19 protein-coding genes are annotated in these 24,847 nt (G+C 67.4%); all 19 read left to right on the forward strand.

What is annotated here, in order from left to right:
- The first annotated feature begins 192 nt into the window (after positions 1 to 192).
- The 19 genes from fliE to flhA all read left to right on the forward strand — a co-directional run bounded on the left by fliE (position 193) and on the right by flhA (position 24,456).
- On the forward strand, positions 193 to 564 hold the full coding sequence (gene fliE / locus F7R02_RS03215) for a flagellar hook-basal body complex protein FliE (protein WP_005918157.1): 372 nt from the start codon (positions 193 to 195) through the stop codon (positions 562 to 564).
- 13 nt (positions 565 to 577) lie between these two features.
- Positions 578 to 2,302, forward strand: coding sequence for a flagellar basal-body MS-ring/collar protein FliF (gene fliF / locus F7R02_RS03220; protein ID WP_005921334.1), 1,725 nt, complete (start codon positions 578 to 580; stop codon positions 2,300 to 2,302).
- 10 nt (positions 2,303 to 2,312) lie between these two features.
- A complete protein-coding gene (fliG, locus tag F7R02_RS03225) occupies positions 2,313 to 3,302 on the forward strand; it encodes a flagellar motor switch protein FliG (protein ID WP_005918162.1) in 990 nt (329 codons plus the stop codon).
- Positions 3,299 to 3,919, forward strand: a complete 621-nt coding sequence (locus tag F7R02_RS03230) for a FliH/SctL family protein (protein ID WP_005918165.1) — start codon at positions 3,299 to 3,301, stop codon at positions 3,917 to 3,919. Before fliG ends, F7R02_RS03230 begins: the two co-directional genes overlap by 4 nt.
- Positions 3,916 to 5,292 carry a flagellar protein export ATPase FliI gene (gene fliI / locus F7R02_RS03235; protein ID WP_078590982.1) on the forward strand — a complete coding sequence of 459 codons (1,377 nt, stop codon included), beginning with the start codon at positions 3,916 to 3,918 and terminating at the stop codon, positions 5,290 to 5,292. The genes F7R02_RS03230 and fliI overlap by 4 nt, the downstream gene beginning before the upstream one ends.
- A gap of 3 nt (positions 5,293 to 5,295) precedes the next feature.
- The gene (gene fliJ / locus F7R02_RS03240) at positions 5,296 to 5,751 is read left to right on the forward strand and encodes a flagellar export protein FliJ (RefSeq protein WP_039511884.1); all 456 of its coding nucleotides are present in this window, start codon (positions 5,296 to 5,298) and stop codon (positions 5,749 to 5,751) included.
- Positions 5,748 to 7,037 carry a flagellar hook-length control protein FliK gene (locus tag F7R02_RS03245; protein ID WP_078590983.1) on the forward strand — a complete coding sequence of 430 codons (1,290 nt, stop codon included), beginning with the start codon at positions 5,748 to 5,750 and terminating at the stop codon, positions 7,035 to 7,037. Before fliJ ends, F7R02_RS03245 begins: the two co-directional genes overlap by 4 nt.
- 165 nt (positions 7,038 to 7,202) lie before the next feature.
- A complete protein-coding gene (locus tag F7R02_RS03250) occupies positions 7,203 to 7,754 on the forward strand; it encodes a flagellar basal body-associated FliL family protein (protein ID WP_172397277.1) in 552 nt (183 codons plus the stop codon).
- Between the two features lie 10 nt (positions 7,755 to 7,764).
- Complete coding sequence (gene fliM / locus F7R02_RS03255) at positions 7,765 to 8,778, forward strand: flagellar motor switch protein FliM (RefSeq protein WP_008577203.1); 1,014 nt, start codon at positions 7,765 to 7,767, stop codon at positions 8,776 to 8,778.
- Entirely contained in the window at positions 8,775 to 9,113 is a 339-nt protein-coding gene (gene fliN / locus F7R02_RS03260; protein ID WP_007969679.1) for a flagellar motor switch protein FliN, read from the forward strand. The genes fliM and fliN overlap by 4 nt, the downstream gene beginning before the upstream one ends.
- Positions 9,110 to 9,517, forward strand: coding sequence for a flagellar biosynthetic protein FliO (gene fliO / locus F7R02_RS03265; protein WP_078590984.1), 408 nt, complete (start codon positions 9,110 to 9,112; stop codon positions 9,515 to 9,517). Before fliN ends, fliO begins: the two co-directional genes overlap by 4 nt.
- Before the next feature lies 1 nt (position 9,518).
- The gene (gene fliP, locus F7R02_RS03270; protein WP_005921349.1) at positions 9,519 to 10,364 is read left to right on the forward strand and encodes a flagellar type III secretion system pore protein FliP; all 846 of its coding nucleotides are present in this window, start codon (positions 9,519 to 9,521) and stop codon (positions 10,362 to 10,364) included.
- A gap of 841 nt (positions 10,365 to 11,205) precedes the next feature.
- Positions 11,206 to 11,475, forward strand: coding sequence for a flagellar biosynthetic protein FliQ (locus tag F7R02_RS03275; RefSeq protein ID WP_005917968.1), 270 nt, complete (start codon positions 11,206 to 11,208; stop codon positions 11,473 to 11,475).
- A 13-nt stretch (positions 11,476 to 11,488) separates the two neighbouring features.
- The gene (fliR, locus tag F7R02_RS03280; protein WP_005917965.1) at positions 11,489 to 12,280 is read left to right on the forward strand and encodes a flagellar biosynthetic protein FliR; all 792 of its coding nucleotides are present in this window, start codon (positions 11,489 to 11,491) and stop codon (positions 12,278 to 12,280) included.
- 201 nt (positions 12,281 to 12,481) lie between these two features.
- Positions 12,482 to 15,433 (forward strand): diguanylate cyclase domain-containing protein, encoded by a 2,952-nt coding sequence (locus F7R02_RS03285; RefSeq protein ID WP_439333405.1) that lies wholly within the window; start codon positions 12,482 to 12,484, stop codon positions 15,431 to 15,433.
- Positions 15,434 to 15,810: 377 nt separating this feature from the next.
- Positions 15,811 to 18,732 carry a diguanylate cyclase domain-containing protein gene (locus F7R02_RS03300; protein WP_078590987.1) on the forward strand — a complete coding sequence of 974 codons (2,922 nt, stop codon included), beginning with the start codon at positions 15,811 to 15,813 and terminating at the stop codon, positions 18,730 to 18,732.
- A 271-nt stretch (positions 18,733 to 19,003) separates the two neighbouring features.
- The gene (locus F7R02_RS03305; protein ID WP_078590988.1) at positions 19,004 to 21,091 is read left to right on the forward strand and encodes a putative bifunctional diguanylate cyclase/phosphodiesterase; all 2,088 of its coding nucleotides are present in this window, start codon (positions 19,004 to 19,006) and stop codon (positions 21,089 to 21,091) included.
- A 144-nt stretch (positions 21,092 to 21,235) separates the two neighbouring features.
- On the forward strand, positions 21,236 to 22,366 hold the full coding sequence (gene flhB / locus F7R02_RS03310) for a flagellar biosynthesis protein FlhB (protein ID WP_078517093.1): 1,131 nt from the start codon (positions 21,236 to 21,238) through the stop codon (positions 22,364 to 22,366).
- Positions 22,367 to 22,383: 17 nt separating this feature from the next.
- On the forward strand, positions 22,384 to 24,456 hold the full coding sequence (gene flhA / locus F7R02_RS03315) for a flagellar biosynthesis protein FlhA (RefSeq protein WP_029828960.1): 2,073 nt from the start codon (positions 22,384 to 22,386) through the stop codon (positions 24,454 to 24,456).
- The last annotated feature ends 391 nt before the right edge of the window (positions 24,457 to 24,847 follow it).

Raw genomic sequence — 24,847 nt, forward strand, 5'->3', positions numbered from 1 at the left:
TGCACTGCAACTGGCCATCCATCGGCTCCCTTCCCCCGCCTGCGGGGGAAGGTGCCCGAAGGGAGGACGGGGGCCATCACGCTGCGCCCCGGCCACGACAGGCGCGACAGAAACGTACCCGCGCCGGAATCCCGGCGCCATTTCGGCACGCCGCTTGCATTGGTGTCACTGCCTCCCTGGCTGACCGCACCCATGAGCGACTCCGTTACCTCCATCCTCTCGCAGATCCGCAGCTACCAGACGCAGATGGGCCAAGGCTCGATGGGCGCGGTAGGCGATGCGGCGCGTGGCAACCAGATCCAGGGACTGGCCGGCACGCAGGGAACACCGGCGACGCAGGCACCGAGCTTCAGCGAGACCTTGCGCGGCGCCATCGGCGGCGTCAACGAGGCCCAGCAGAAGGCCGGCGCACTGTCCAAAGCATTCGAAATGGGCGACCCCAATGCCGATCTGGCTCGGGTCATGGTCGCCTCCCAGCAGTCCCAGGTGGCCTTCCGCGCAACCGTGGAAGTACGCAACCGTCTCGTCCAGGCTTATCAGGACGTCATGAACATGCCGCTGTAAAGGTTGACGACACATGGCACTCGCGATCAGCAAAGAAAACATGAACCAGAACGCCGAAAAGGCGGGGCAATGGTTCGACCGTGTCCGCAGCCTGCAGATCACCCGCAAGCTGACCATGATGGCGATGATCGCCCTGGCGGTCGCGGCCGGTCTGGCGGTGTTCTTCTGGTCGCAGAAGCCTGGCTATCAATCGCTGTACACCGGCCTGGACGAAAAGGGCAATGCCGAAGCGGCCGACCTGCTGCGCACTGCGCAGATTCCCTACAAGATCGACCAGGGCACCGGCGCCATTTCGGTGCCGCAGGACCGTCTGTACGACGCCCGCCTCAAGCTGGCCGGCTCCGGCCTGACCGGCAAGGAAACCGGCGGCGGCTTCGAACTGATGGAAAAGGACCCGGGCTTCGGCGTCAGCCAGTTCGTGGAAAACGCCCGCTACCAGCACGCGCTGGAAACCGAACTCTCGCGCACCATCGGCACCCTGCGCCCGGTGCGCGAGGCCCGTGTGCATCTGGCCATTCCCAAGCCCAGCGCCTTCACCCGCCAGCGCGATGTGGCCAGCGCCTCGGTGGTGCTGGAACTACGCGGCGGCCAGGGCCTGGAGCGCAACCAGGTCGATGCCATCGTCAATCTGGTGGCCTCCAGCATTCCGGACATGACCCCCGAACGCGTCACCGTGGTCGACCAGAGCGGCCGCATGCTCTCCATCGCCGACCCCAACAGCGATGCGGCCCAGCACGCTGCCCAGTTCGAACAGGTGCGCCGCCAGGAAAGCTCTTACAACCAGCGCATCCGCGAACTGCTGGAGCCGATGACCGGCCCGGGCCGGGTCAATCCGGAAACCAGCGTGGACATGGATTTCTCGGTGGTCGAAGAGGCCCGCGAGCTCTACAACGGCGAGCCGGCCAAGCTGCGCAGCGAGCAGGTCAGCGACACCAGCACCAGCGCTACCGGCCCGCAGGGCCCTCCGGGCGCCACCAGCAATAGCCCCGGCCAGCCGCCGGCACCGGCAGTCGCCGGCGCGCCGGGCACTGCGGCGGCGGCCAACGGCCAGGCCGCCGCCCCAGCCACGCCCACCGAAAGTTCCAAGAGCGCCACCCGTAACTACGAATTGGACCGAACCTTGCAACACACCCGCCAGCCGGCCGGTCGCATCAAGCGCGTCTCGGTGGCGGTGCTGCTGGACAACGTCCCGCGCCCCGGCGCCAAGGGCAAGATGGTCGAACAGCCGCTCACCGCCGCCGAGCTCACCCGTATCGAAGGCCTGGTCAAGCAGGCAGTGGGTTTCGACGCGGCACGCGGCGACACGGTGTCGGTGATGAATGCCCCGTTCGTGCGCGAAGCGGTGGCTGGTGAAGAAGGTCCGAAGTGGTGGGAAGATCCGCGCGTGCAGAACGGTCTGCGCCTGCTGGTCGGTGCGGTGGTGGTGCTGGCGCTGCTGTTCGGTGTGGTGCGCCCCACCCTGCGTCAGCTCACCGGCGTGACCGCGGTCAAGGACAAGCAAGGCAAGGCTGGCAAGGATGGCACTCCACAGAGCGCCGACGTGCGGATGGTCGACGACGATGACGACCTGATGCCCCGCCTGGAAGAAGACACCGCGCAGATCGGTCAGGACAAAAAGACCCCGATCGCTCTGCCAGACGCCTACGAAGAGCGCATGCGCCTGGCGCGCGAGGCAGTCAAAGCCGATTCAAAACGTGTCGCACAAGTCGTGAAGGGATGGGTCGCCAGTGAAGCCTGATACACAACCGATGACCGGAGTACAGCGCGCCGCGGTGCTGTTGCTGTCGCTGGGTGAGAGCGACGCGGCCGAAGTGCTCAAGCACATGGATCCCAAGGAGGTGCAGAAGATCGGCATCGCCATGGCCACCATGACCGGCATCTCGCGCGACCAGGTCGAAAAGGTGATGGACGAGTTCAACGGCGAACTGGCGGGCAAGACCTCGCTGGGCGTGGGCGCCGACGACTACATCCGCAATGTGCTGATCCAGGCGCTGGGCGCCGACAAGGCCGGTGGCCTGATCGACCGCATCCTGCTGGGCCGCAACACCACCGGCCTGGACACCTTGAAGTGGATGGACCCGCGTGCGGTTGCCGACCTGGTGCGCAACGAACACCCGCAGATCATCGCCATCGTCATGGCGCATCTGGACAGCGACCAGGCCGCCGAGGCGCTGAAGCTGCTGCCCGAGCGCACCCGCGCCGACGTGCTGCTGCGCATCGCCACCCTGGACGGCATCCCGCCGAATGCGCTGAGCGAGCTCAACGACATCATGGAGCGTCAATTCGCCGGCAACCAGAACCTGAAGTCGTCCAACGTGGGCGGCATCAAGGTGGCGGCCAACATCCTCAACTTCCTGGACACCGGCGCCGATCAGGGCGTGCTGGGCGAGATCGGCAAGATCGACGCCGACCTGGCCGGCAAGATCCAGGACCTGATGTTCGTGTTCGACAACCTGGTGGACCTGGACGACCGCGGCCTGCAGACGCTGCTGCGCGAAGTCTCCGGCGAGCGCCTTGGCCTGGCCTTGCGCGGCGCCGACGTCAAGGTGCGCGAAAAGATCACCCGCAACATGTCCCAGCGCGCGGCCGAAATCCTGCTCGAGGACATGGAAGCGCGCGGCCCGGTGCGCCTTGCAGACGTGGAAGCGGCACAGAAGGAAATCCTCACCATCGTCCGCCGCCTGGCTGACGAGGGCGCCATCAGCCTGGGCGGCGCCGGTGCGGAGGCCATGGTATGAACGAGGTGGTCACCCGCTGGCTGGCCCCGGACCTGCAGCTTGCCCCGGCCCTGCCCGAACCTGACTACGAAGAACCGGCCATGCTCGAGCCGGTGCTGCGCCCGCCGACCCTGGAAGAGATCCAGGCCATCGAAGATGCCGCCCAGCACGAAGGTTTCGCGCGCGGGCATGCCGAAGGCTTCGCCCAGGGCCAGTCGGAAGTGCGCCGGCTCACCGCGCAGATCGACGGCATCCTGGACAACTTCACCCGCCCGCTGGCGCGGCTGGAAAACGAAGTGGTCGGCGCGCTCGGCGAATTGGCCGTGCGCATCGCCGGCCAGCTGGTCGGCCGTGCCTACCAGGCCGACCCGCAGCTGCTGGCCGACCTGGTCGGCGAGGCAGTCGATGCGGTTGGCGGTGCCGGCCGCGAAGTCGAAGTCCGCCTGCACCCGGACGACATCACCGCGCTGCTGCCGCATCTGGCGCCCAGCAGCACCACCCGCGTGGCCCCGGACATGAGCCTGAGCCGCGGCGACCTGCGTGTGCACGCCGAAAGCGTGCGCATCGACGGCACCCTGGACGCGCGCCTGCGAGCCGCGCTGGAGACGGTCATGCGCAAATCCGGAGCGGGTCTGTGAGCGCCCTGTTCGGCGCCACCCCGGCCGATTGGCTGGATGCACGCAATCTGCGCCTGGCCACGCGCCTGGGCACCCTCGGCCTGGAGCCCACCGCCGGCCGCACCCTGATCCGCGAAGGCATCCTGCGCCGCGCGGTCGGCCTGACCCTGGAAGCGACCGGCTGCGAGGCGCCGATGGGCGCCACCTGCAAGGTCGAGGTCGATGGCGGCTGGGTCGATGCCGAAGTGGTCGGCTTCGCCGGCGAACGTACCTACCTGATGCCCAGCGCCGAACTGCATGGCCTGCTGCCGAATGCGCGCGTGGTGCCCTCGCGGCGCCGCGGCGGCGTGGAAGTGGGCGAAGGCCTGCTCGGCCGCGTCATCGACAGCGACGGCACCCCGCTGGACGGCAAGGGCCCGATCCGCGCCGAAGGCAGCGTCAGCATGGCCGGCGTGTCGATCAACCCGCTGGCGCGCGAGCCCATCACCACCTCGCTGGACGTGGGCGTGCGCGCCATCAACGCCATGCTGCCGATCGGCCGCGGCCAGCGTGTGGGCCTGTTCGCCGGCTCCGGTGTCGGTAAATCGACGCTGCTCGGCATGATGACCCGCTTCACCTCGGCCGACGTCATCGTGGTCGGGCTGATCGGCGAACGTGGCCGCGAAGTGCGCGACTTCGTCGAAACCACGCTGGGCGAGGAAGGCCTGCGCCGCGCCGTGGTAGTGGCCGCCCCGGCCGACCGGCCGCCGTTGGCGCGCCTGCATGGCGCCTACCGCGCCACCGCCATCGCCGAATGGTTCCGCGACCAGGGCCTGAACGTGTTGTTGCTGATGGATTCGCTGACCCGTTTCGCCCAGGCGCAGCGCGAGATCGGCCTGTCGGTCGGCGAGCCGCCAACCACCCGCGGCTACCCGCCGTCGGTGTTCGCCAAATTGCCGGCGCTGGTGGAACGCGCCGGCAACGGCGCCAAGGGGCGCGGCTCGATCACCGCCTTCTACACCGTGCTGACCGAGGGCGACGACCCGCAGGACCCCATCGCCGACGCTGCCCGCGCCATCCTGGACGGCCATATCCTGCTGTCGCGTCGGGTTGCCGACAGCGGCCTGTATCCGGCCATCGACCTGGAATCCTCGGTCAGCCGCGTGGTGCAGGACATCGCCGACGACACCTGGCGCCTGCGCATCCGCAAGCTCAAGCGTTTGCTGTCCGCCTACACCGCCAACCGCGACCTGATCGCCATCGGCGCCTACCAGCGCGGCAGCGACCCGGCCACCGACGAAGCCCTGGCGCGCTGGCCGGAGATCGTCGAATTCCTTGGCCAGGATGTGCACAAGGCGTCGGTTCTGAGCGACAGCCTGTCCGCGCTGCAGCAGCTGGTGGAACCGGAGAATTAATCCATGATGCAATCCAAACGGATCGACCCCCTGCTGCGCCGCGCCCAGGAACAGGAAGACAAGGTCGCGCGCGACCTGGCCGAGCGTCAGCGCGCCCTGGACACCCACCAGTCGCGCCTGGAAGAGCTGCGCCGCTACGCCGAGGAATACGCCAACAGCCACATGGCCGGCACCAGCGCCGCCGCACTGACCAACCGCCGCGCCTTCCTGGACCGGCTCGACAGCGCCGTGCTGCAGCAGGCGCAGACCGTGGAAACCAACCGCAACAAGGTGGAAGCCGAGCGCACCCGGCTGCTGCTGGCCAGCCGCGAGAAGCAGGTGCTGGAGCAACTGGCGGCCAGCTACCGCGCGCAGGAGAACAAGGTGATCGAACGCCGCGACCAGCGCGAGATGGACGACCTTGGCGCGCGTCGTTCGCGCCTGGCCCGCAGCGAAGACACCCACGGAGAATCCGCATGAACCCCTTGTCCGCTTTTGCCGCCGGCCTCGGCGCACTTGCCGGCACCGGCAAGAAATCCAGCTACAGCGATCCCTCGTCCGAGCCGGACGCTGGCCAGGACCGGTTCGCGCGCATGCTCAACCCGGCCAACACGCCGAACCAGGCCCCGCCGCAGGCGCCCGAGCGCGTGCCGGCCAAGCAGGCTGCGCCCAAGCCCAACCAGTCCGACAAGAACCGCAGCGACGAGGACACCCGCGACGATGCGGCCGGCGATGCCACTGCCCGGCCGCGGGCGCAGGACGGCGATGCCAAGCAGGCCAAGCCAGGTGCCGCCAAGGACGCGGCAACCACCGACAAGAGCACAGCCGCCACTGCCAGCAAGACCGGCAAACCGGCCAAGGCCGCCGCGACCGGCGAAGACGCGCCCGCAGAAGCGGCCATCGCGACCGATGCCGGCTGGCCGCCGGCTGGCCTGGGTGGCTTCGGCATGGGCCTGCTGGCGCAGGCGCTGCCGGGTGGCGACGTGCTGGCGGCCGCAGCAGCCGCACTGACGGCCAGCATGGCCGGCGCCAACGGCGCGACGGCGACCGCCACCGCACTGCCCACCGATGCAACCGCAGCCGCCGCCACTGCAAACGCCGGCGCCGCCCTGCCCGCACTGGGAGCGCTGGTGCCGGCCGCTGCAGGCGCCAAGCCGACCTCGACCACCGCCGTAAGCGGCGATGCGCAGACGGCCGCGTTGATGAGCATGGCCGCCAAGGCGCTGGAGCCGGCCGCCGACGACAGCGCCGCTGCCGCAGCGCCGGACGCCCCGGCGTTCGTGTTGCCGACCACCACCGCGCCGGCACTCACCCGCCTGCAGGATGCCGCACCGATCTTCAGCGCCTCGCCCACGCCCACCCCGGACCTGGGCAGCGACAATTTCGACGATGCCATCGGCGCGCGCATGAGCTGGCTGGCGGACCAGAAAATCGGCCATGCCCACATCAAGGTGACTCCGAACGAGATGGGTCCGGTCGAGGTGCGCCTGCATCTGGAGGGCGACAAGGTCAACGCCAGCTTCACCGCCGCCAATGCCGACACCCGCCAGGCGCTGGAACAGAGCCTGCCGCGGCTACGCGAAATGCTCGGCCAGAATGGCTTCCAGCTTGGCCAGGCCGATGTCGGCCAGCAACAGCAGCAGTCGGCGGGCAATCGCAATGGCGGCAACGACAGCGGCAACGGCCTGACCCTGGACGACGCCCCGCCCGTCGGAATTCCGTCGGTGGTGTTACGCCAGCGTGGATTGCTGGACGCCTACGCCTGAAACGACGCGCCGGGCACACCCCGGCGCCGCCGATCCTCGCGCTCGGCCGGGGGCCGATGACGCCCTTCCACCCCCGCGGCGCAAGGCCTGCGGGGGTTTTCTGGCTTCCACGCAGCCTCCGCCAGGAAACCGACGCGGTTTTGGCATGCCAGTTGCATTGACAGGGTGAGCATTCCCCTGGAGCAGACTGTGGCAGCGGCCGAAAAAACCAAGAAGACCGACGACAAAGACGACAAGGGCGAGAAGAAGAAGGGCGGCAAAAAGCCCATCCTGCTCATCGCCATCGGCGTGGTGGTGCTGGCAGCCGCTGGCGGCGGCGCCTGGTTCTTCCTGGGCCACAAGGCCGAGGAAAAAGGCGGCAAGCACGACGCCCCCAAGGTGGCCGAAGTGCCCAAGCCGGCGCAGTACTTCCCGATGGACCCGGCGATCGTGGTCAACCTGGCCGACCCCGGCGATGGCCCGCAGTACCTGCAGGTCGAAGTGCAGCTGGTCACCCGCGACCCCGAAGAGCTCAAGCTCATCACCGAGAACGCGCCGGCCATTCGCGCGCACCTGCTGATGCTGCTGTCGCAGGTCAAGGCCACCGACGTGGCCGACCTGGCCGGCAAGCAGAAGCTGCAGAAGTCCGCCCTGGCCGAAGCGCAGAAGGTCATGACCAGCGAGACCGGCAAGAAGTGCGTCGAAGAATTGCTGTTCACCAGTTTCGTGACCCAGTAAGGCCTGCCCGATGAGCGTCAGTGATCTGCTTTCCCAAGACGAGATCGATGCCCTGCTGCATGGTGTGGATTCGGGCGCGGTCAACACCGAGCCGGAGCCGCTGCCCGGCGAGGCGCGCCAATACGATCTGTCCAGCCAGGACCGCATCATCCGTGGGCGCATGCCGACCCTGGAGATGGTCAACGAGCGCTTCGCGCGGTTGTGGCGGATCGGCCTGTTCAACCTGATCCGGCGCTCGGCCGACCTGTCGGTGCGCGGCATCGACCTGGTCAAGTTCAACGAGTACATGCACTCGCTGTATGTGCCGACCAATCTCAACCTGATCCGGTTCAAGCCGCTGCGTGGTACCGGGCTGATCGTGTTCGAACCCACCCTGGTGTTCACCGTGGTGGACAACTTCTTCGGTGGCGACGGCCGCTTCCACACCCGCATCGAAGGCCGCGAATTCACCGCCACCGAGATGCGTGTGATCCAGCTGATGCTCAAGCAGACCTTCGCCGACCTGAAGGAAGCCTGGGCGCCGGTGATGGACGTGGACTTCGAGTACATCAACTCGGAGATCAACCCGCACTTCGCCAACATCGTCACCCCGCGCGAGTACGTGGTGGTGTGCCGGTTCCATGTGGAGCTGGAAGGCGGCGGCGGCGAGATCCACATCACCCTGCCGTATTCGATGCTGGAGCCGATCCGCGAACTGCTCGATGCCGGCATCCAGAGCGACCGCAACGACCGCGACGACTCCTGGAACGTGATGCTGCGCGAGCAGCTGGACACCGCCGAGGTCACGCTCTCCAGCGTGCTGGCCAGCAAGCGCATGAGCCTGCGCCAGCTCACCGGGTTGAAGGTCGGCGACATCCTGCCGATCGACCTGCCCGCCCAGGTGCCGCTGTGCGTGGAAGACATCCCGTTATTCACCGGCGAATTCGGCGTTTCCAATGGCAACAACGCCGTCAAGATCACCGCCGTACGCCCGCCCGGCGTGCAAGCCCCACGCGCCGTTCCCTCCCAGGACCCCAGCAAATGATCAACTCCGACATCCTCGACGCCTCGCCTGCCACCTTCGACAGCCTGCAGGCCGAGCAGGACCAGAACGCCGCTGACCTCAACCTGGACGTGATCCTGGACGTACCGGTGACCCTGTCGCTGGAAGTGGGCCGCGCACGCATCCCGATCCGCAACCTGCTGCAGCTCAACCAGGGCTCGGTGGTGGAACTGGAACGCGGCGCCGGCGAACCGCTCGATGTCTACGTCAACGGCACCCTGATCGCGCACGGCGAGGTGGTCGTCATCAACGACCGCTTCGGCATTCGCCTGACCGACGTGGTCAGCCCCAGCGAACGGATCCGGAGGCTGCGGTGATCGGCCTGCTGGCCACTGCCGCGCCGGTCGCGGCCAAGGCGACCGGGGTCGGCGCGCAGGCGCCGTCCTCGCCCGGTCTGTTTGGCGCAGTCTTTGCATTGCTGTTGGTGCTCGCGCTGATCGTTGGCCTGGGCTGGTTGCTCAAGCGCATGCCCGGCAGCGGATTCCGCAGCGCCGAGGGCCTGCGCGTGGTGACCAGCCTGGCAGTCGGTGCCAAGGAACGTGTGGTGGTGGTGGAGGTGAACGGCCAGCAGTTGTTGCTGGGCGTCACCGCCGGCGGCATCAGCACCCTGCACACCTTGCCCGAACCGCTGCCGCCCACGCGCGCACCCACCCTGCCCACTTTCAAGCAACTCCCCAATTTCGCCCAGCTGCTCGCCCAGAAGCTGCGCAAGGACCCGTGACATGCTGAGCCGTTGGAATCGTTGGGGGCGCAGTGTGCGCCTGGTGCTGATCCTGCTGGTGATGAGTTGCCCGCTGCTGGCCGCGGCCAGCCCGGCCGCGCTGCCGGCAATGGCGCAGGCCGCGGCACCGGCGGCGACCCCTGCCGCGGTACCGGCCGGTTCCAATCAGTTGCCGTCGCTGCCGAACGTGAGCGTGGGCCGCATCGGCGACCAGCCGGTGAGCCTGCCGTTGCAGACCTTGCTGCTGATGACGGCGATCACCCTGCTGCCGTCGATGCTGCTGGTGCTGACCGCCTTCACCCGCATCACCATCGTGCTGGGCCTGCTGCGCCAGGCGTTGGGCACCGGCCAGACCCCGTCCAACCAGGTACTGCTGGGCCTGGCGATGTTCCTGACCGCACTGGTGATGATGCCGGTGTGGCAGAAGATGTGGGGCGCCGGACTGCAGCCGTACCTCAATAACCAGATCGATTTTTCCACTGCCTGGACGCTCACCACGCAGCCGCTGCGCGCCTTCATGCTGGCGCAGATCCGCGAGACCGATCTGATGACCTTCGCCGGCATGGCCGGCGACGGCAAGTACGCCGGTCCGGACGCGGTACCGTTCCCGGTGCTGGTGGCCTCGTTCGTGACCAGCGAGCTGAAGACCGCGTTCGAAATCGGCTTTCTGATCTTCATCCCGTTCGTGATCATCGACCTGGTGGTGGCCAGCGTGCTGATGTCGATGGGCATGATGATGCTGTCGCCAATGCTGATCTCCGCGCCGTTCAAGATCCTGCTGTTCATCCTGGTGGATGGGTGGGTGCTGGTGGTGGGGACGCTGGCTGCGAGCTTTAATGCGTCGTAGGTGTGGACGCGCGGTGCGCGCGGTAGCGCTTGTCAGTTAGTTGAATGTGTCTTGTTGAAGCCGCCGCGCAGCACAGCTGTAGTGGCCAGGCGCTTGCGGCCTCGTGCTTAGTTGTTGCTTGTTGCTTGTTGCGTCTTGCTCTTAGGTTCTAGGTTCTTGCTTCTCCGGGGCCCCATACCGCAGCGGCAGGCCATTCGGGTCAAACCCCGCAGGGGCGGCGCGCATGGATGCGCGACGTTTTTCAAAGGGACATGGACGTCCCTTTGAAAAATTCCCGAATGGCCTGCGGACCCGGAGCGCCGCAGGCGCGGAGGGCGCGAGGACGGGGTGTGCTTTCTTTTGGTTACTTTTCTTTGCACAAGCAAAGAAAAGTGACTCGCGCCCGCAGGGCGTGAAAGCATTTGATCTGTATCCGGATCAAATGGACGAACAAGAGCTACAAGCAAGTGCAAGGCTTTCGTCCCCCTTCGGGGGGCGAGTTACTTTCTTTGCTTGTGCAAAGAAAGTAACCAAAGAAACACACCCCGTCCTCGCGCCTTCCGCGCTGCGCGCTCCAGGTCCGCAATCCAGGTAGAAATTTTTGTAAGGGACATCCTTGTCCCTTACAAAAACGTCGCGCATCCATGCGCGCCGCCCTTCGGGTTGTATCTACCCGGCTTGCCGCTGCGGTATGGGGGCCCGAAAAGCCGACAGCAAGGCAACAGCAAACCGAAGCCAGAGCACAGCGACAGCGACAGCGAGTGTAACACGAGGCAACTCAGATCCCCGTTCGCCAACCAATCCCGAACCACGAATCCCGAATCCCCGCCCCTTTGGCACCCCACTTGCATCAGCACCTCTCATGAGCCCTGAAATCGCCCTGACTGAATTGCGTGGTGGCCTGGTCACCGTCCTGTGGATCGCCGGGCCGATGTTGCTGGCCGTGCTGGTGGTCGGCGTGGTGATTGGCGTGGTGCAGGCCGCCACCCAGTTGAACGAGCCGACCATCGCCTTCGTGGCCAAGGCGGTCGCGCTGACGGCCACGCTGTTTGCCACCGGCAGCATGCTGCTGGGGCATCTGGTGGAGTTCACCATTGCGCTGTTCCAGCGCATTCCACACCTGATCGGCTAGCGGGCCAGACCGGATGGATTCTGCAACCCAGATGGTGATCGATGGCCAGCGCGCGTTCGCGATGGTCGGGGCGATCATGTGGACCATGTTGCGCACCGGTGCGTTGCTGACCGCCATGCCGTTGATCGGTACACGGGCGGTGCCCGGACGGGTGCGGGTGATGCTGGCCGGGACGCTGGCGATGGTGCTGGCGCCGATCCTGCCGCCGGTGCCGGAGTGGGACGGCTTTACCGCCCAGGCGGTGCTGAGCATTGCGCGCGAGCTGGCGGTCGGGGCCAGCATGGGCTTCATGCTGAAGCTGATGTTCGAGGCCGGCGCATTGGCCGGCGAACTGGTGTCGCAGTCCACCGGCCTGTCGTTCGCGCAGATGTCCGACCCGATGCGCGGCGTGACCTCGGGGGTGATCGCGCAGTGGTTCTACATCGGCTTCGGGCTGCTGTTCTTCGCGGCCAACGGGCATCTGGCGGTGATCGCATTGCTGGTGGACAGCTACAAGGCGTTGCCGATCGGCACCGCGTTGCCCGATGCCGGCGCATTCGCCGAAGTGGCGCCCACCCTGTTCCTGCAGATCCTGCGCGGCGGGTTGACCCTGGCCTTGCCGATGATGGTGGCGATGCTGGCGGTCAACCTGGCCTTCGGCGCGCTGGCCAAGGCGGCGCCGGCATTGAATCCCATGCAACTGGGCCTGCCGCTGACGGTGTTGCTGGGGCTGTTCCTGCTGTCGAGTTTCGCCAGCGAGTTCGCCCCGCCGGTGCAACGCATGTTCGATACCGCCTTCGATGCCGCCAGAGAGCTGACGGCCTGACCCACGCTAGACAATGGACGACCACTGCAAGCACGGCAGGCCGCCAACTTGCCGGCGCCGCCGCCACTGCGACGGGGCCGCCCCTCCTGCACCCTTCCAAACCGTGACACGCCTCAAGTTTCTGGCCGCGCAGCCGCTAAAGCCCCTACACGATTGACGCTGCGTATCGTCGTCCAACACTTACCCATCCCACGGGAATCGATGCTTACTGTGCCTGCGCTGTTGGCTCCGATGCGATTGCAAGGCGCTCGCCTGCGTGCAAGGGCGTGGCTGTTGCTGGCGGCGGTGCTGATCTGCGGCACAAGTTGGGCGCAAACCTACAGCTTCCGCGATTACGCCCAGGCCGATGGCCTGCAGGGCATGACCGTCAACAGCTTGCTTGAAGACCGCCAGGGCGTGGTCTGGGTCGGCACCGAGCTGGCGCTGCACCGTTTCGAACGCCAACGCTTTACCCCGGTCGGCAAGGAGAGCGGGCTGGATGCGCGCTATATCCGCGCGCTCGGGCTGGATGCGGCCGGACGCCTGTGGGTGTCCAGCGCCAATGGCCTGTTCGTGCGCGAGGGTAACGACTTCGTGCAGGTGCTGCGCGATGGCAAGCCGATCCGCGCCGACAGCGGCAATGTCGTTGCCGCCTACGCCGATGGCGTGGTGGTGGTCAGCGAAAACAGCCTGCTGCGGCTGTCGCCCAGTGCCGCAGGCGGCTGGTCGGTCCACCCCCTGCCCTTGCAGTTGGACGATGGACGCCTCTTGCCGGCCGGCAGGGCCTTGCTGGCCGATGGAACCGCGTTATGGGCCAGCTGCGGCCAGCACGTCTGCCGGATCGATGCCGGCGGCAAGATCACCTTGCTGGCCGAGAACGACGGCGTGCCCGAACGGCAATGGCGCGCGATCTTTCGCGATCGCCTGGGCACCCTGTGGTTGCGCGGTGGCGGGCTGGTGCTCTCACGTGCTGCCGGCGAGCACGTGTTCCGCAATCGTCCGGCGCCAGCGGGCACCCGATTCGACACCCTCTCCGGTGCCACGACGCTGTCGGAAGATGCCCAGGGCCGCCTGCTGACGCGCTCGGACCGCGGCCTGGTGCGCTGGGAAGGCGACCATTGGCGCTACTTCGGCCAAAGCCAGGGGCTGCAGATCAGCCCCATGGTCGGCCCGCTGATGATGCAGAGCACCGGCCAGCTGTGGATCGGCACGCGCGGCCTGGGTGTGCAGCGCTGGCTGGGCTACGGCGCCATCGAACACTGGGACGAAAGCCAGGGCCTGGCCGAAGCGCCGACCTGGGTGAGCCAGCGGCTGCCCAGCGGTGAGCTGTTGGTCGGTGGCGATGCGGGATCCAATGTGCTCGATCCGCGTAGCGGGCGCATGCAGCCGTGGACGCTGGAGAACGGCCAACCCCTGCTGCAGTCCATTTCCATTGCGCTGTCGCCGGACGATGGTGCGGCCTGGGTGGCGCGCTCGTCCGGGGCCGTGGCGCGGCGCGACCCGCGCAGCGGCAAGACCACCGATGTGCTGCAGCTCGACCTGCCGATCAACAGGCTGATGTTCGATACGGCCGGCACCTTGTGGATCACCACCCCGCGCGGGCTGTACCGCGTACAGCGCGGCACCCCGCCGAGAGCCGAGCGCGAAACGGCGCTGCCGGCGGCCTTCGTAGGCGATATCGACCTGGATCCGCAGGGGCGGCTGTGGGCCAGCACGCGCCAAGGCCTGTTCCTGCAGGCAAAAGACGGCCACTGGCAGCGCGTGCAGGTGCGCGGCGACCTGCCTAGCCAGGATTTCTTCCTGCTCGATTTCAGCGCCGATGGCGAGGTGTGGCTGTCGCTGCGCGATACCGGGCTGTGGCATGGCCGGCTGCAGGCCGACGGCATATTGACGCTTGCCGCCGTGGACGACCCGCTGGTGGCACGGGTGATGCCCTTCATCCTGCGTCACGACAGCAAGGGCCGGCTGTGGCTGGGCAGCAGCCAGGGCCTGGATGTGTACCAAAACGGACGTTGGGCGCGGGCCACGCGCACGGAAGGGCTGTTGTGGGACGACATGTCGGCCAATGCATTTTTCGAAGATACCGATGGCAGCGTCTGGCTCGGCAGCAGCCGTGGCCTGACCCACTTGCTGGATCCGATGCGCGTGTTCGCCGCGGCGCCGCTGCGGGTGGACATCCTGCATGTGCGCCGCGGCAGCCAACCGCTGCTGCCGCAAGCCCGGGTGGCGTGGTCGCGGGTGCCGCTGGATGTGGAACTCAGCACCCCGGGGGCGGAGGGCGGCCCGGACCGCGTCAGCTTCCGTTACCGGGTCGAAGGCCATCAGGCCAGCTGGACCAGCACCTCGCTCAGCCACCTGACCTACCCGCTGCTGCCGCCAGGCAGTTACACGCTGGAAGTGCAGGCAATGGATGCCTACCAGCGCAGCAGCAGCCCGATCACCCGCTTCGGGTTCGAGCTGGTGCCACCGTGGTGGCGGGGCGTTCCGGCCATTGTCGGATACGTGCTGCTGAGCATCGCGGCGGTGATCGCGCTGCTGCGTTGGCGCACCGCCAAACTGCTGCGGCGCAAGCGCGAGCTGGAGCAGCTGGTGGCCAAGCGCACCGCCGAGCTGGAACAGGACAAGCGCGATCTGGAAGCGGCGCGCGCCGAACTCTCGCTCAAGGCCACCCACGACGAACTCACCGGCCTGCTCAACCGCGCCGGCATCCTGGCCGCGTTGCGCGAGATGCTGCTGCATGCCGAACACCACGGGCGTCCGCTGGCGGTGGTGTTGATCGATCTGGACCACTTCAAACTGGTCAACGACCAGCATGGCCATCTGGCCGGCGACGCCGTCCTGGCCGGGGTCGGCCGCCGTATGGACACGCTGATGCGCGGCGACGACCGCATCGGCCGTTACGGCGGCGAAGAATTGCTGGCGCTGCTGCCAGGCCTGAACCTGGATGCCACGCATCGGCTGGACGCCCTGCACCGCGGCATCTGCGGCGACTACCCCATCGATGGCGGCTGGCTGCATGTCACCTGTTCGGTCGGCGTGGCCTGGTTTCAGCGTGGCGAAACGCTTGAGCAACTGCTGGCGCGCGCCGACGCGGCGCTGTACAGGGCCAAGCGCAGTGGCCGCAATCGTGTCGATTACGACCACGTGCCGCTGGACACGCTCGATCAGGTGTGACGGCAGCGCAGGTGACTTAAGCCGCGCGCCGCACCCGTTCAACGCGGACGCTGAAGGCACCTGAGCGCTGACAACCGAGTGCAGCCTTCGATCAACACCAGCTGCTCCTGCCAATGACCACGCGCGGAAAGCCCTGCAGGGATTGCAGGTGAATCGTGCTTGCGCAAACGTGTGACCAGCATCCTACAACACGCGAGCAAACAACCGCGTTCGCCAGATCCTCACGCCGTCATGCTCGCTGAAGCATTAAAGAAATACGCGTCGGCCGCCGCTAGTTGTTCCAATGCAGCCTGCGATGGGGGGTTGCCGAGGCAAGCCTGAGACACCGCGCGAGGGGCGCGGACCGCATTGCCGATGCGTGGGAGACTGCAACGTCCGTGGGGTTTGAGCACCGCCAATGGAGGTCGTCGCGCCGGCGTGCACCGTTTGCCATGGTGTTGCTGTTGGCGTTGCTGTCGTTGGCCGATCTGGCCGGTGCGCAAAGCGCCAGCATCCGCCGCTATGCCCACGACCAGGGCCTGCTCGGTCTTGCCGGCACCTGCCTGCTGCAGACCCGCGCCACCTTGCTGTGGGTGTGCACCGAGAGCGGGCTGTATCGCTACAACGGGCGCATCTTCCAACAGGTCCCGCTGGATGGCCTGCGCAACGAGCCCACCACCTCGATCGCCGAAACCGCCGATGGGCGGTTATGGGTGGCCGGCTTCCAGGCCTTGTTCGTCGGCGACGAGCACGGCTTCCGCAAACTGCGGCCGGATGAAGCCGAGCACCTGGGGGAGCAGATGCAGCTCGCCAGCCTGTCCTGGGGCACGGTGCTGGCCAATGGCGGCACGCTGGAAATCCTCCAGGGCCGCGCCAACGATCGCTGGCACAGCGAACCGTTGCTGGACACGGCAACCCGGGTACGCATTCCCGAGTTGTCCAAGTCGCTGAGCCTGTCGGTGGACGGCGACACGCTGTGGGTGGGCTGCGCCCGCAAGCTGTGCGCCATCGATGCGCAGCGCAAGGTGCAGGTGTTCGGGCCCGAACACGGAGTGCCGGACGACCGGTGGTACAGCGTGTTGCGCGACCACGATGGCGGGCTGTGGGTGCGCGGTGCGGGCACCGTGCTCTATCGCGCGCGCGGGACGACCGCCTTCAGTGTTCGCTCGCTGCCGCTGCTGGATGGCAGCACGGTCGGGCGGCCGGCATCGCTGGTGATGGACCGCGAAGGACGCGTGCTGGTGCGTCGTAACGACGGCCTGGCGCGTTGGGAAAATGGCCACTGGCGCACGTTCGGCGCAGACAATGGACTACCGCCCGGCAGCAGCGATGCGATCTTGGTGGACCGCGATGGCGATATCTGGATGACCGTGGACGGCGAAGGGCTGGTGCGCTGGGCCGGCTACGAATGGATCGAAAACTGGGACGCCTCGCAAGGCATGCCGGCCGCGCCGACCTGGTCGATCGCCCGCGACGCGCAAGGCGCGCTGCTGGTCGGCAACGAGCACGGCATCGGCCGCCAGGCCGAACCGGATGAGCGCTTCGTCCCCGCCCTGCACAACGCGGGCATTCAGGTGGTGGGCATGCAGCGCAGCCAGGACGGCAGCCTGTGGACGCTGAATTCGGCAGGTCTCCTGCGCCGTACCTGGCCGGACGGGCACGGCGCGCAGATCGCCAAGCTGCCGCGCACTGCGCGTCGCCTGCTGATCGACCGCCAGGGCCGGCTGTGGATGCTCAGCGCCGGCGGCTTGTTCGTGATCGAACACCCGCTCGACGGCGGCAGCCTGCAGGAGGTGGCCGACGTGCCTGCCATCGCCTACACCGACATCCAGCAAACCGCCGACGGCACGCTGTGGATTTCCAGCTCCAACGGCTTGTTCCGGCTGCGCGATGGGCAGTGGTCCAAGGTCAAGGTCAAGGTCAACGGCGGCACGCCGGAGCCATGGATCGCCAAGTTCCACATCAGCGACAGCGGTGAGGTGTGGCTGGCGTTCTATCGCCCCGGCCTGTGGCACGGCATGTTGCTGCACGACGGCCTGGATCTGCAGGAAATCAGCGACGAGGCGCTGCGCGATGTCGGCGTGTACCTGCTGCGCGGCGACAGCGTCGGCCGGGTCTGGGTCGGCCATGCACGCGGCGTCGAGGTCTACGACGGCGAGCGCTGGGCGCATCTGTCGCAGTCGCAGGGGCTGATCTGGGATGACGTTTCCGAGGCTGCGTTTGCCGAAGATCCGGATGGTTCGGTGTGGATCGGCACCGCACGCGGCGTGAGCCACGTGAGCGACCCGGCGCGCCTGTTCGACGAACGCCAGCCCAGCGTGCGCATCGACAGCGTCAGCCGCGGCGGCATGCCGGTGCAGCGTGGGCAGCTGCTGGGCTGGAGCGACAAGCCCTTGCACATCGAGCTGTCGACGATGGAGGTCTACGACGACCCCACCCGCCTGACGGTGCGTTATCGCCTGCTCGGCCTGCACGACCAGTGGATCCAGAGCGACAACCTGTCCATCGACCAGCCACCGCTGCCCTCCGGGCATTTCCGTCTGCAGGTACAGGTGCTGGACCGCTACCGTCGCACCGCTTCGCCGATCGTCGACCTGCCCTTCGCGGTCGCGCCACTGTGGTGGCGCAGCCCGCCGGCGATCGCGCTGTATGTGTTGATCGGCGGCGGCCTGCTGATCGGCCTGTGGCGCTGGCGGCACCGCCATCTGGTGGCGCGCGAACGCATGCTGGCCGAATTGGTATCCGAGCGCACTTACCAACTGGAGCGCGAAAAACGCGAACTGGAAAACGCGCGTGCGGCGCTGGCCTTGAAGGCCAGCCACGACGCGCTGACCGGCCTGCTCAATCGCTCCGGCATCCTGGAAGCGATGGCCGAAGAACTGCAGGGCTGCGCGCACGGCGAGCATCCGCTGGCGGTGGTGTTGATCGATCTGGACCACTTCAAACAGGTCAACGACGAACATGGGCACCTGGTCGGCGATGCGGTGCTGGCCAAGGTGGGCGCGCGGCTGACGGCCTGCCTGCGCGATTCGGACAAGGTGGGCCGCTACGGCGGCGAAGAATTGCTGCTGTTGCTGCCAGGCATGAGCCAACAGAGCCAGCACCGGCTGCGCGCCATCCACGAAGCGCTCAGCCTTGCTCCGTACGAGGCGGGTGCCGCACGCCCGCTGCAGGTGACCTGTTCGGTGGGCGTGTCCTGGTTCCGCGTCGGCGACACCGCCGCCTCGCTGCTGGCGCGTGCGGACGAGGCGCTGTATCGGGCCAAGCGCTCGGGCCGTAACCGCATCGAACCGGAGGAACCGGAAAGTTCGGTGGCATGAGTCGCGCCGGCGGCCAGGCCATGCCGGCGCGCGCAGGGAGGAAGCGCACGCGTCCCATTGGCAAGCCACGGCGCGTCGGCAGTCGATGTGGGCGAACATGCCGTGATTGCGTACGCCGGCTGCGTACGCGGGCGGCCGCAGGACCTTGAAGCGTGCCGTCTTTGGCGGCAACGCGGGGTTGATGGCATTGGCCGCTTCCCCGCGCTCAAGAAGTCGCGCAAGGGGTCGCTAGGTCTTGGGCAACGCGTCTTTCGACGTAGGAACTGGATAGGTGGTCGGAACCTACAACCCTGGCATGGTGATGCTGTCGCTGGTGGTGGCCGTGCTGGCTTCCTACACCGCGCTGTATCTGGCCGCACGCACCACTGCCCGTGGCGGCGGCATCGCGGCCGCTTGGCTGATGGGCGGCGCCATTGCCATGGGCATCGGCATCTGGTCGATGCACTTCGTCGGCATGCTGGCGTTCCGCCTGCCGATTCCGGTGGGCTACGACCTGGCGCTGACGTGTTATTCGATGCTGGCGGCGATCCTGACCTCGGCGCTGGCGCTCTGGCTAACCTCGCGCGCGAACCTGCCGTTGCTCCGGTTGGGCCTGGGTGCGCTGTTGATGGGGCTTGGCATCGCGCTGATGCATTACATGGGCATGGATGCGCTGCGCATGGTGCCGGCCATTCGCTACGACCCGCTGCTGTTCGGGCTGTCGATCGCCATCGCCGTCGGCGCCTCCGGCGCCGCGTTGTGGATCGCGTTCCGGCTGCGCCACGCTGGGCAACGCTCCAGCCTGCGCCTGATCGCCGCCTCGATCATGGGCGTGGCGATCGTGGGCATGCATTACACCGGCATGGCCGCCGCCCGGTTCGCGCCCGGTAGCGTGTGCGGCGCGATTGCCGAGACGCATCTACCGTTGTCGTGGCTGACGGCGGTGGTGGTGCTGGTGACCTTGGTCCTGCTGATGCTGGCGCTGGTCATTTCGTTGCTGTCGCGCCGCTTTCAGCAGCGCACCGATGTACTGGCGCAATCGCTGGCCAAGGCCAATGCCGAACTGGCACTGGCGACGCTGCACGACCCACTCACCCGGCTGCCGAACCGCATCCTGCTGCACGAGCATCTCGTGCAGAACATCGAACGCGCCCAGCGCCAGGGGCAGCGCTTCGCGGTCATGCTGGTCAACCTGGACGGCTTCAAGGTGATCAACGACGGTTATGGTCATGCGTTGGGCGACCGCCTGCTGGTGGTGGTGGCCGAGCGTTTGAACGCACACCGGCGCGCGCATGGCAGCCTGGCGCGGCTGGGCGCAGACGAATTCGTGCTGGTGGCCGACATCGCAGACCCGGAAGATGCCGCTGCGCTGGCCGCGCATCTGGTGCAGGCGCTGGCGGTACCGTTCCTGGTTGCCAACCACGAGCTGCGTCTGAGCAGCAGCATTGGCATTGCGCTGTACCCGGAAGACGCCGGTAGCGAGCACCAGCTGCTGACGCATGCGGATGCGGCAATGACCCATGCCAAACATGCCGGCCGCAACCGCTACAGCTTTTTCGAACGCTCGATGACGGCCACCACCCGCGACCGCCTGCAGCTGCTGCAGGAACTGCCGCGCGCGCTGGAACTGGGACAGTTCGTGCTGCATTACCAGCCCAAGTACTGCGCCGAGGACGGCCGCCCGATCGGCGCCGAAGCGCTGATCCGCTGGCAGCACCCGGAACGCGGCCTGGTGCCGCCGGACAGCTTCATTCCGCTGGCCGAACGCAGCGGCATGATCGGCCTGCTCGGCAGCTGGGTGCTGCGGCAGGCTTGCCGCCAGATGCGCGACTGGCGGCAGGCCGGGCACGGCGACTGGCGGGTGGCGGTCAACCTGTCGGCCCTCCAGCTCGCCTCGCCCAGCCTGCTGGACGAAGTGGCCACCACGCTGAACGAATATGCGCTGGCCCCTGGCCAGCTCACCCTGGAAATCACCGAAACCATGGCCATGCGCGACGCCGAGGCCTGCCTGCGCACCCTGGGCCAGCTCAATGCGCTGGGCGTGCGCATCGCCATCGACGACTTCGGCACCGGCTATTCCAACCTGCTCTACCTGCGCAAGCTGCCGGCGCACGAGCTCAAGATCGACCGCAGTTTCGTCCAGGCCATGGATGGCAGCGCCGAAGACATCGCCATCGTGGCGGCCGTGGTCGCGCTGGCGCACACCATGCGCCTGCAAGTGGTGGCCGAAGGCGTGGAAACCCTCGCCCAGCGCAACACCCTGGAACGGCTGGGCTGCGACCAGCTGCAAGGCTATCTGCTGGGCCGCCCGATGGACGCCGAACGCTTCATCGCCACCGTGGTCGCCCAGCGCGACGGCCCGCGCCGCCTGGCCAGCTGAGCCGCTCACTGCCGCCCCGACTTCGCGCCACCGGTTCACCGCGGCCCCCGCTGTTCCGATTCCCCCATGCCCAATCCCGATTCCCAGCTCCACAAACTGGAACGCCGCTTGCATCGATTGGGCTGATCCCCCACCGGCACCTCCATGTCCGAGTCCGAAGACGGCGGCGAGCGTACAGAGCTTCCCACCGAAAAACGCCTGCGCGAGGCCCGTGAGCAGGGCAACATCCCGCAGTCGCGCGAGTTGTCGACCGCGGCGGTGTTCGGTGCCGGCGTGTTCGCGCTGATGGTGCTGGCCCGCGGCATCGGCGATGGCGCTGCGGTGTGGATGAAGACCGCGCTCAGCCCGGACCCGAAGATGCGCGAGAACCCGATGGCGCTGTTCGGCCATTTCGGCGATCTGCTTTTGCAGTTGCTGTGGGTGATGCTGCCGCTGATCGGCATCTGCCTGGCTGCCGGGCTGGCTGGCCCGCTGATGATGAGCGGCCTGCGCTTCTCCGGCAAAGCGATCATGCCCGACCTCACCAAGCTCAACCCCGCCAACGGGATCAAGCGCATGTGGGGCAGCAATAGCCTGGCCGAGCTGATCAAGTCGGTGCTGCGCCTGCTGTTTGTCGGGCTGGCCGCCAGCTTCTGCATTTCCAGGGGCCTGCACGGCCTGCGCTCGCTGGTGAACCAGCCGCTGGAACAGGCCATCGGCAACGGGCTGGACTTCACCAAGAGCCTGCTGTTCTACACCGCCGGCGCGCTGGTGCTGCTGGCCGCCATCGACGCGCCCTACCAGAAGTGGAACTGGCTGCGGAAGCTGAAGATGACGCGCGAAGAGATCAAGCGCGAGATGAAGGAAAGCGAGGGCAGCCCGGAAGTGAAGGGCCGCATCCGCCAGATGCAGATGCAGATGTCGCAGCGCCAGATGATGGAAGCGGTGCCCAAGGCCGACGTGGTGCTGATGAACCCGACCCACTACGCGGTGGCGCTCAAGTACGAAGGCGGCAAGATGCGCGCCCCGATCGTGGTGGCCAAGGGGGTGGACGAAATGGCCTTCCGCATCCGCGAAGCCGGCGAACAGCACCGGGTGGCGATCGTCACCGCGCCGCCTTTGGCACGCGCCTTGTATAGGGAAGCGCAAATCGGCAAGGAAATTCCCGTGAGACTCTATTCGGTCGTGGCCCAGGTGCTCTCCTACGTCTACCAGCTGCGTGGCTGGAACGGCGGCCCGATGCCGGAACTGCCGTCGCTTGAGGTGGACGAGTTCGGCAAGGGAACCAGCGCATGAGCGCCCGCCCCGCGCCGATGAATGCCCGCCGCGTCATGGAGTTGCTGCGCAACGGCCTGGGCGCCCCGCTGGCGTTGATGGCCATGCTGGCCATGCTGATGGTGCCGCTGGCCGCGCCGGTGCTGGATGCGCTGTTCACCTTCAACATCGCCATCTCGCTGATGGTGCTGCTGGCGGTGGTGTACGTGCAGCGCCCGCTGGAATTCACCATTTTCCCGATCGTGCTGTTGATGACCACGATGCTGCGGCTGGCGCTGAACGTCGCCTCCAGCCGCGTGATCCTGATCAACGGCCAGGACGGCCACGCCGCCGCCGGCAAGGTCATCGAGGCCTTCGGCCAGTTCGTGATCGGCGGCAATTACGCCGTGGGTATCGTGGTCTTCGCGATCCTGACCATCATCAACTTCGTGGTCATCACCAAGGGTGCCGGACGCGTGTCGGAAGTGACCGCGCGCTTCATCCTGGACGCCATGCCCGGCAAGCAGATGGCCATCGACGCCGACCTCAACGCCGGTTTGCTGACGCGCGAGGAGGCCAAGGCCCGCCGCGAGGAAGTGCGCGAGGAAGCCGACTTCTACGGTGCGATGGACGGCGCCAACAAGTTCATCCGCGGCGACGCCATCGCCGCCATCCTGATCCTGTTCATCAACCTCATCGGCGGCATGGCGGTGGGCATGCTCCAGCACGGCATGAGCTTCATGGATGCCGCCTCCACCTATACCCTGCTGTCGATCGGCGACGGCCTGGTGGCGCAGCTGCCGGCCCTGCTGGTCTCCTCGTCGGTCGCCTTGCTGGTGACCCGCGCCTCGCGTGCGCAGGACATGCGCGGGGCCATGGTCAGCCAGGTGTTCGGCCAGCACCGCGCCTTGGCGGTGGCTGCGGCCATCCTCGGGCTGGTCGGCCTGGTGCCGGGCATGCCGAACGTCGCGTTTTTGACGCTGGGCCTGGTCCTGGGCGTGATCGCCTGGAAGCTGTACAAGCGCAGCTTGGCAAAACCGGCGTCCGGCGATCCGGCGGCCGATCCGCAGGCGGCCGCCGCTGCGACCGCCGCCCAGGCCAGCGCCGAACTGAGCTGGGACGAACTGCGCCCGATCGACCCGCTGGGCCTGGAAGTGGGCTACCGGCTGATCCCGCTGGTGGACAAGAACCAGGGCGGCGAGCTGATGGCGCGCATCAAGGGCGTGCGCCGCAAGCTCACCCAGGACATCGGTTTCCTGGTGCCGCCGGTGCATATCCGCGACAACCTGGAACTGTCGGCCAATGCCTACCGGCTACTGGTGCATGGCGTGCCGGTGGCCACCGCAGAAATCTATTCCGACCGCGAACTGGCGCTGGACCCGGGCGGTGCGCTCGGCCAGCTCGACGGCATCCCCGGCAAGGACCCGGCATTCGGCCTGGACGCCACCTGGATCCAGCCGCACCAGCGCGCCTATGCCGAATCGATGGGCTACACCGTGGTCGACCCGGCGACCGTGGTCGCCACCCACCTGTCGCACCTGATCCGCGAACATGCCCCCGAACTGCTCGGCCACGAGGAGGTTCAGCAGTTGCTGGCGACCCTGGCCAAGACCGCACCAAAGATGGTCGAAGACCTCACCCCGAAGGCGCTGCCGCTGTCGGTAGTGGTGCGCGTGCTGCAGAACCTGCTGATCGAGAAGATCCCGGTGCGGCAGTTGCGCAAGATCGTCGAAGCGCTGGTCGAACACGCCCCGCATAGCCAGGACCCGGCCACCCTCACCGCCGCCGTGCGTACCTCGCTGGGCCGCTTCATCGTGCAGGAAATCGCCGGCATGTCGGCCGAGCTGCCGGTGTTCACCCTGGCCCCGCAGCTGGAGCGCGTCCTGCAGGAATCCACCCACGGCAACGGCGTGGCGCTGGAGCCCGGGCTGGCCGAACGCCTGCACCAAAGCCTGGCCGATTGCGTGGGCAAGCAGGAAGCCCGCAACGAACCGGCGGTGGTGCTGGTCCCCGGGCAGGTGCGCGCCGCACTTGCCCGCCTGGTCCGCCACAGCGTGCCCAGCCTGTCGGTGCTGGCCTATAGCGAAGTCCCGGAAGACAAGCGCCTGAAGCTGGTGGGCACGATCAGCTGAGACCGCCCCGGCAACCACGCACCCGTCGCGTGCCGGTTTTGTCGGGGCCGCCCGTCGCGCCCGGGTGCGCTCCTACGACATTGAAGGCAATGCCGCCCACGCGACACCCCCGTAGGAGCGCACCTGGGCGCGACCGGCGTTACCGAAACGGCCTATCGCGCCCAGGTGCGCTCCTACCAAGCGATTCCCGCGCCCGGCCGCATGCCGGTCAGCAATGGGTACCTGCCGGCAACCGACGACCCTAGCCGGCGTCGGAAAGCCGCCACCGGCCCGGACCTCCAATCGATTGCGTGGCGCCGGCCGCTTCGGGGCGTTCCAGGTGCGCCCGGCTCGGCCTCCGGCCTGCGAGCGCATCAGCCCGCCCGAAGGCGTCTGCGCCTGGCCCTTCCGG

It is taken from the genome of Xanthomonas cissicola, from assembly GCF_008801575.1.
Lineage (GTDB): Bacteria > Pseudomonadota > Gammaproteobacteria > Xanthomonadales > Xanthomonadaceae > Xanthomonas > Xanthomonas cissicola.

Coding starts and splice junctions, on each gene's coding strand:
- fliE (WP_005918157.1), top strand. CDS start 193: ATGAGCGACTCCGTTACCTCCATCCTCTCGCAGATCCGCAGCTACCAG.
- fliF (WP_005921334.1), top strand. CDS start 578: ATGGCACTCGCGATCAGCAAAGAAAACATGAACCAGAACGCCGAAAAG.
- fliG (WP_005918162.1), top strand. CDS start 2,313: ATGACCGGAGTACAGCGCGCCGCGGTGCTGTTGCTGTCGCTGGGTGAG.
- F7R02_RS03230 (WP_005918165.1), top strand. CDS start 3,299: ATGAACGAGGTGGTCACCCGCTGGCTGGCCCCGGACCTGCAGCTTGCC.
- fliJ (WP_039511884.1), top strand. CDS start 5,296: ATGATGCAATCCAAACGGATCGACCCCCTGCTGCGCCGCGCCCAGGAA.
- F7R02_RS03245 (WP_078590983.1), top strand. CDS start 5,748: ATGAACCCCTTGTCCGCTTTTGCCGCCGGCCTCGGCGCACTTGCCGGC.
- fliM (WP_008577203.1), top strand. CDS start 7,765: ATGAGCGTCAGTGATCTGCTTTCCCAAGACGAGATCGATGCCCTGCTG.
- fliN (WP_007969679.1), top strand. CDS start 8,775: ATGATCAACTCCGACATCCTCGACGCCTCGCCTGCCACCTTCGACAGC.
- fliP (WP_005921349.1), top strand. CDS start 9,519: ATGCTGAGCCGTTGGAATCGTTGGGGGCGCAGTGTGCGCCTGGTGCTG.
- F7R02_RS03275 (WP_005917968.1), top strand. CDS start 11,206: ATGAGCCCTGAAATCGCCCTGACTGAATTGCGTGGTGGCCTGGTCACC.
- fliR (WP_005917965.1), top strand. CDS start 11,489: ATGGATTCTGCAACCCAGATGGTGATCGATGGCCAGCGCGCGTTCGCG.
- F7R02_RS03285 (WP_439333405.1), top strand. CDS start 12,482: ATGCTTACTGTGCCTGCGCTGTTGGCTCCGATGCGATTGCAAGGCGCT.
- flhB (WP_078517093.1), top strand. CDS start 21,236: ATGTCCGAGTCCGAAGACGGCGGCGAGCGTACAGAGCTTCCCACCGAA.
- flhA (WP_029828960.1), top strand. CDS start 22,384: ATGAATGCCCGCCGCGTCATGGAGTTGCTGCGCAACGGCCTGGGCGCC.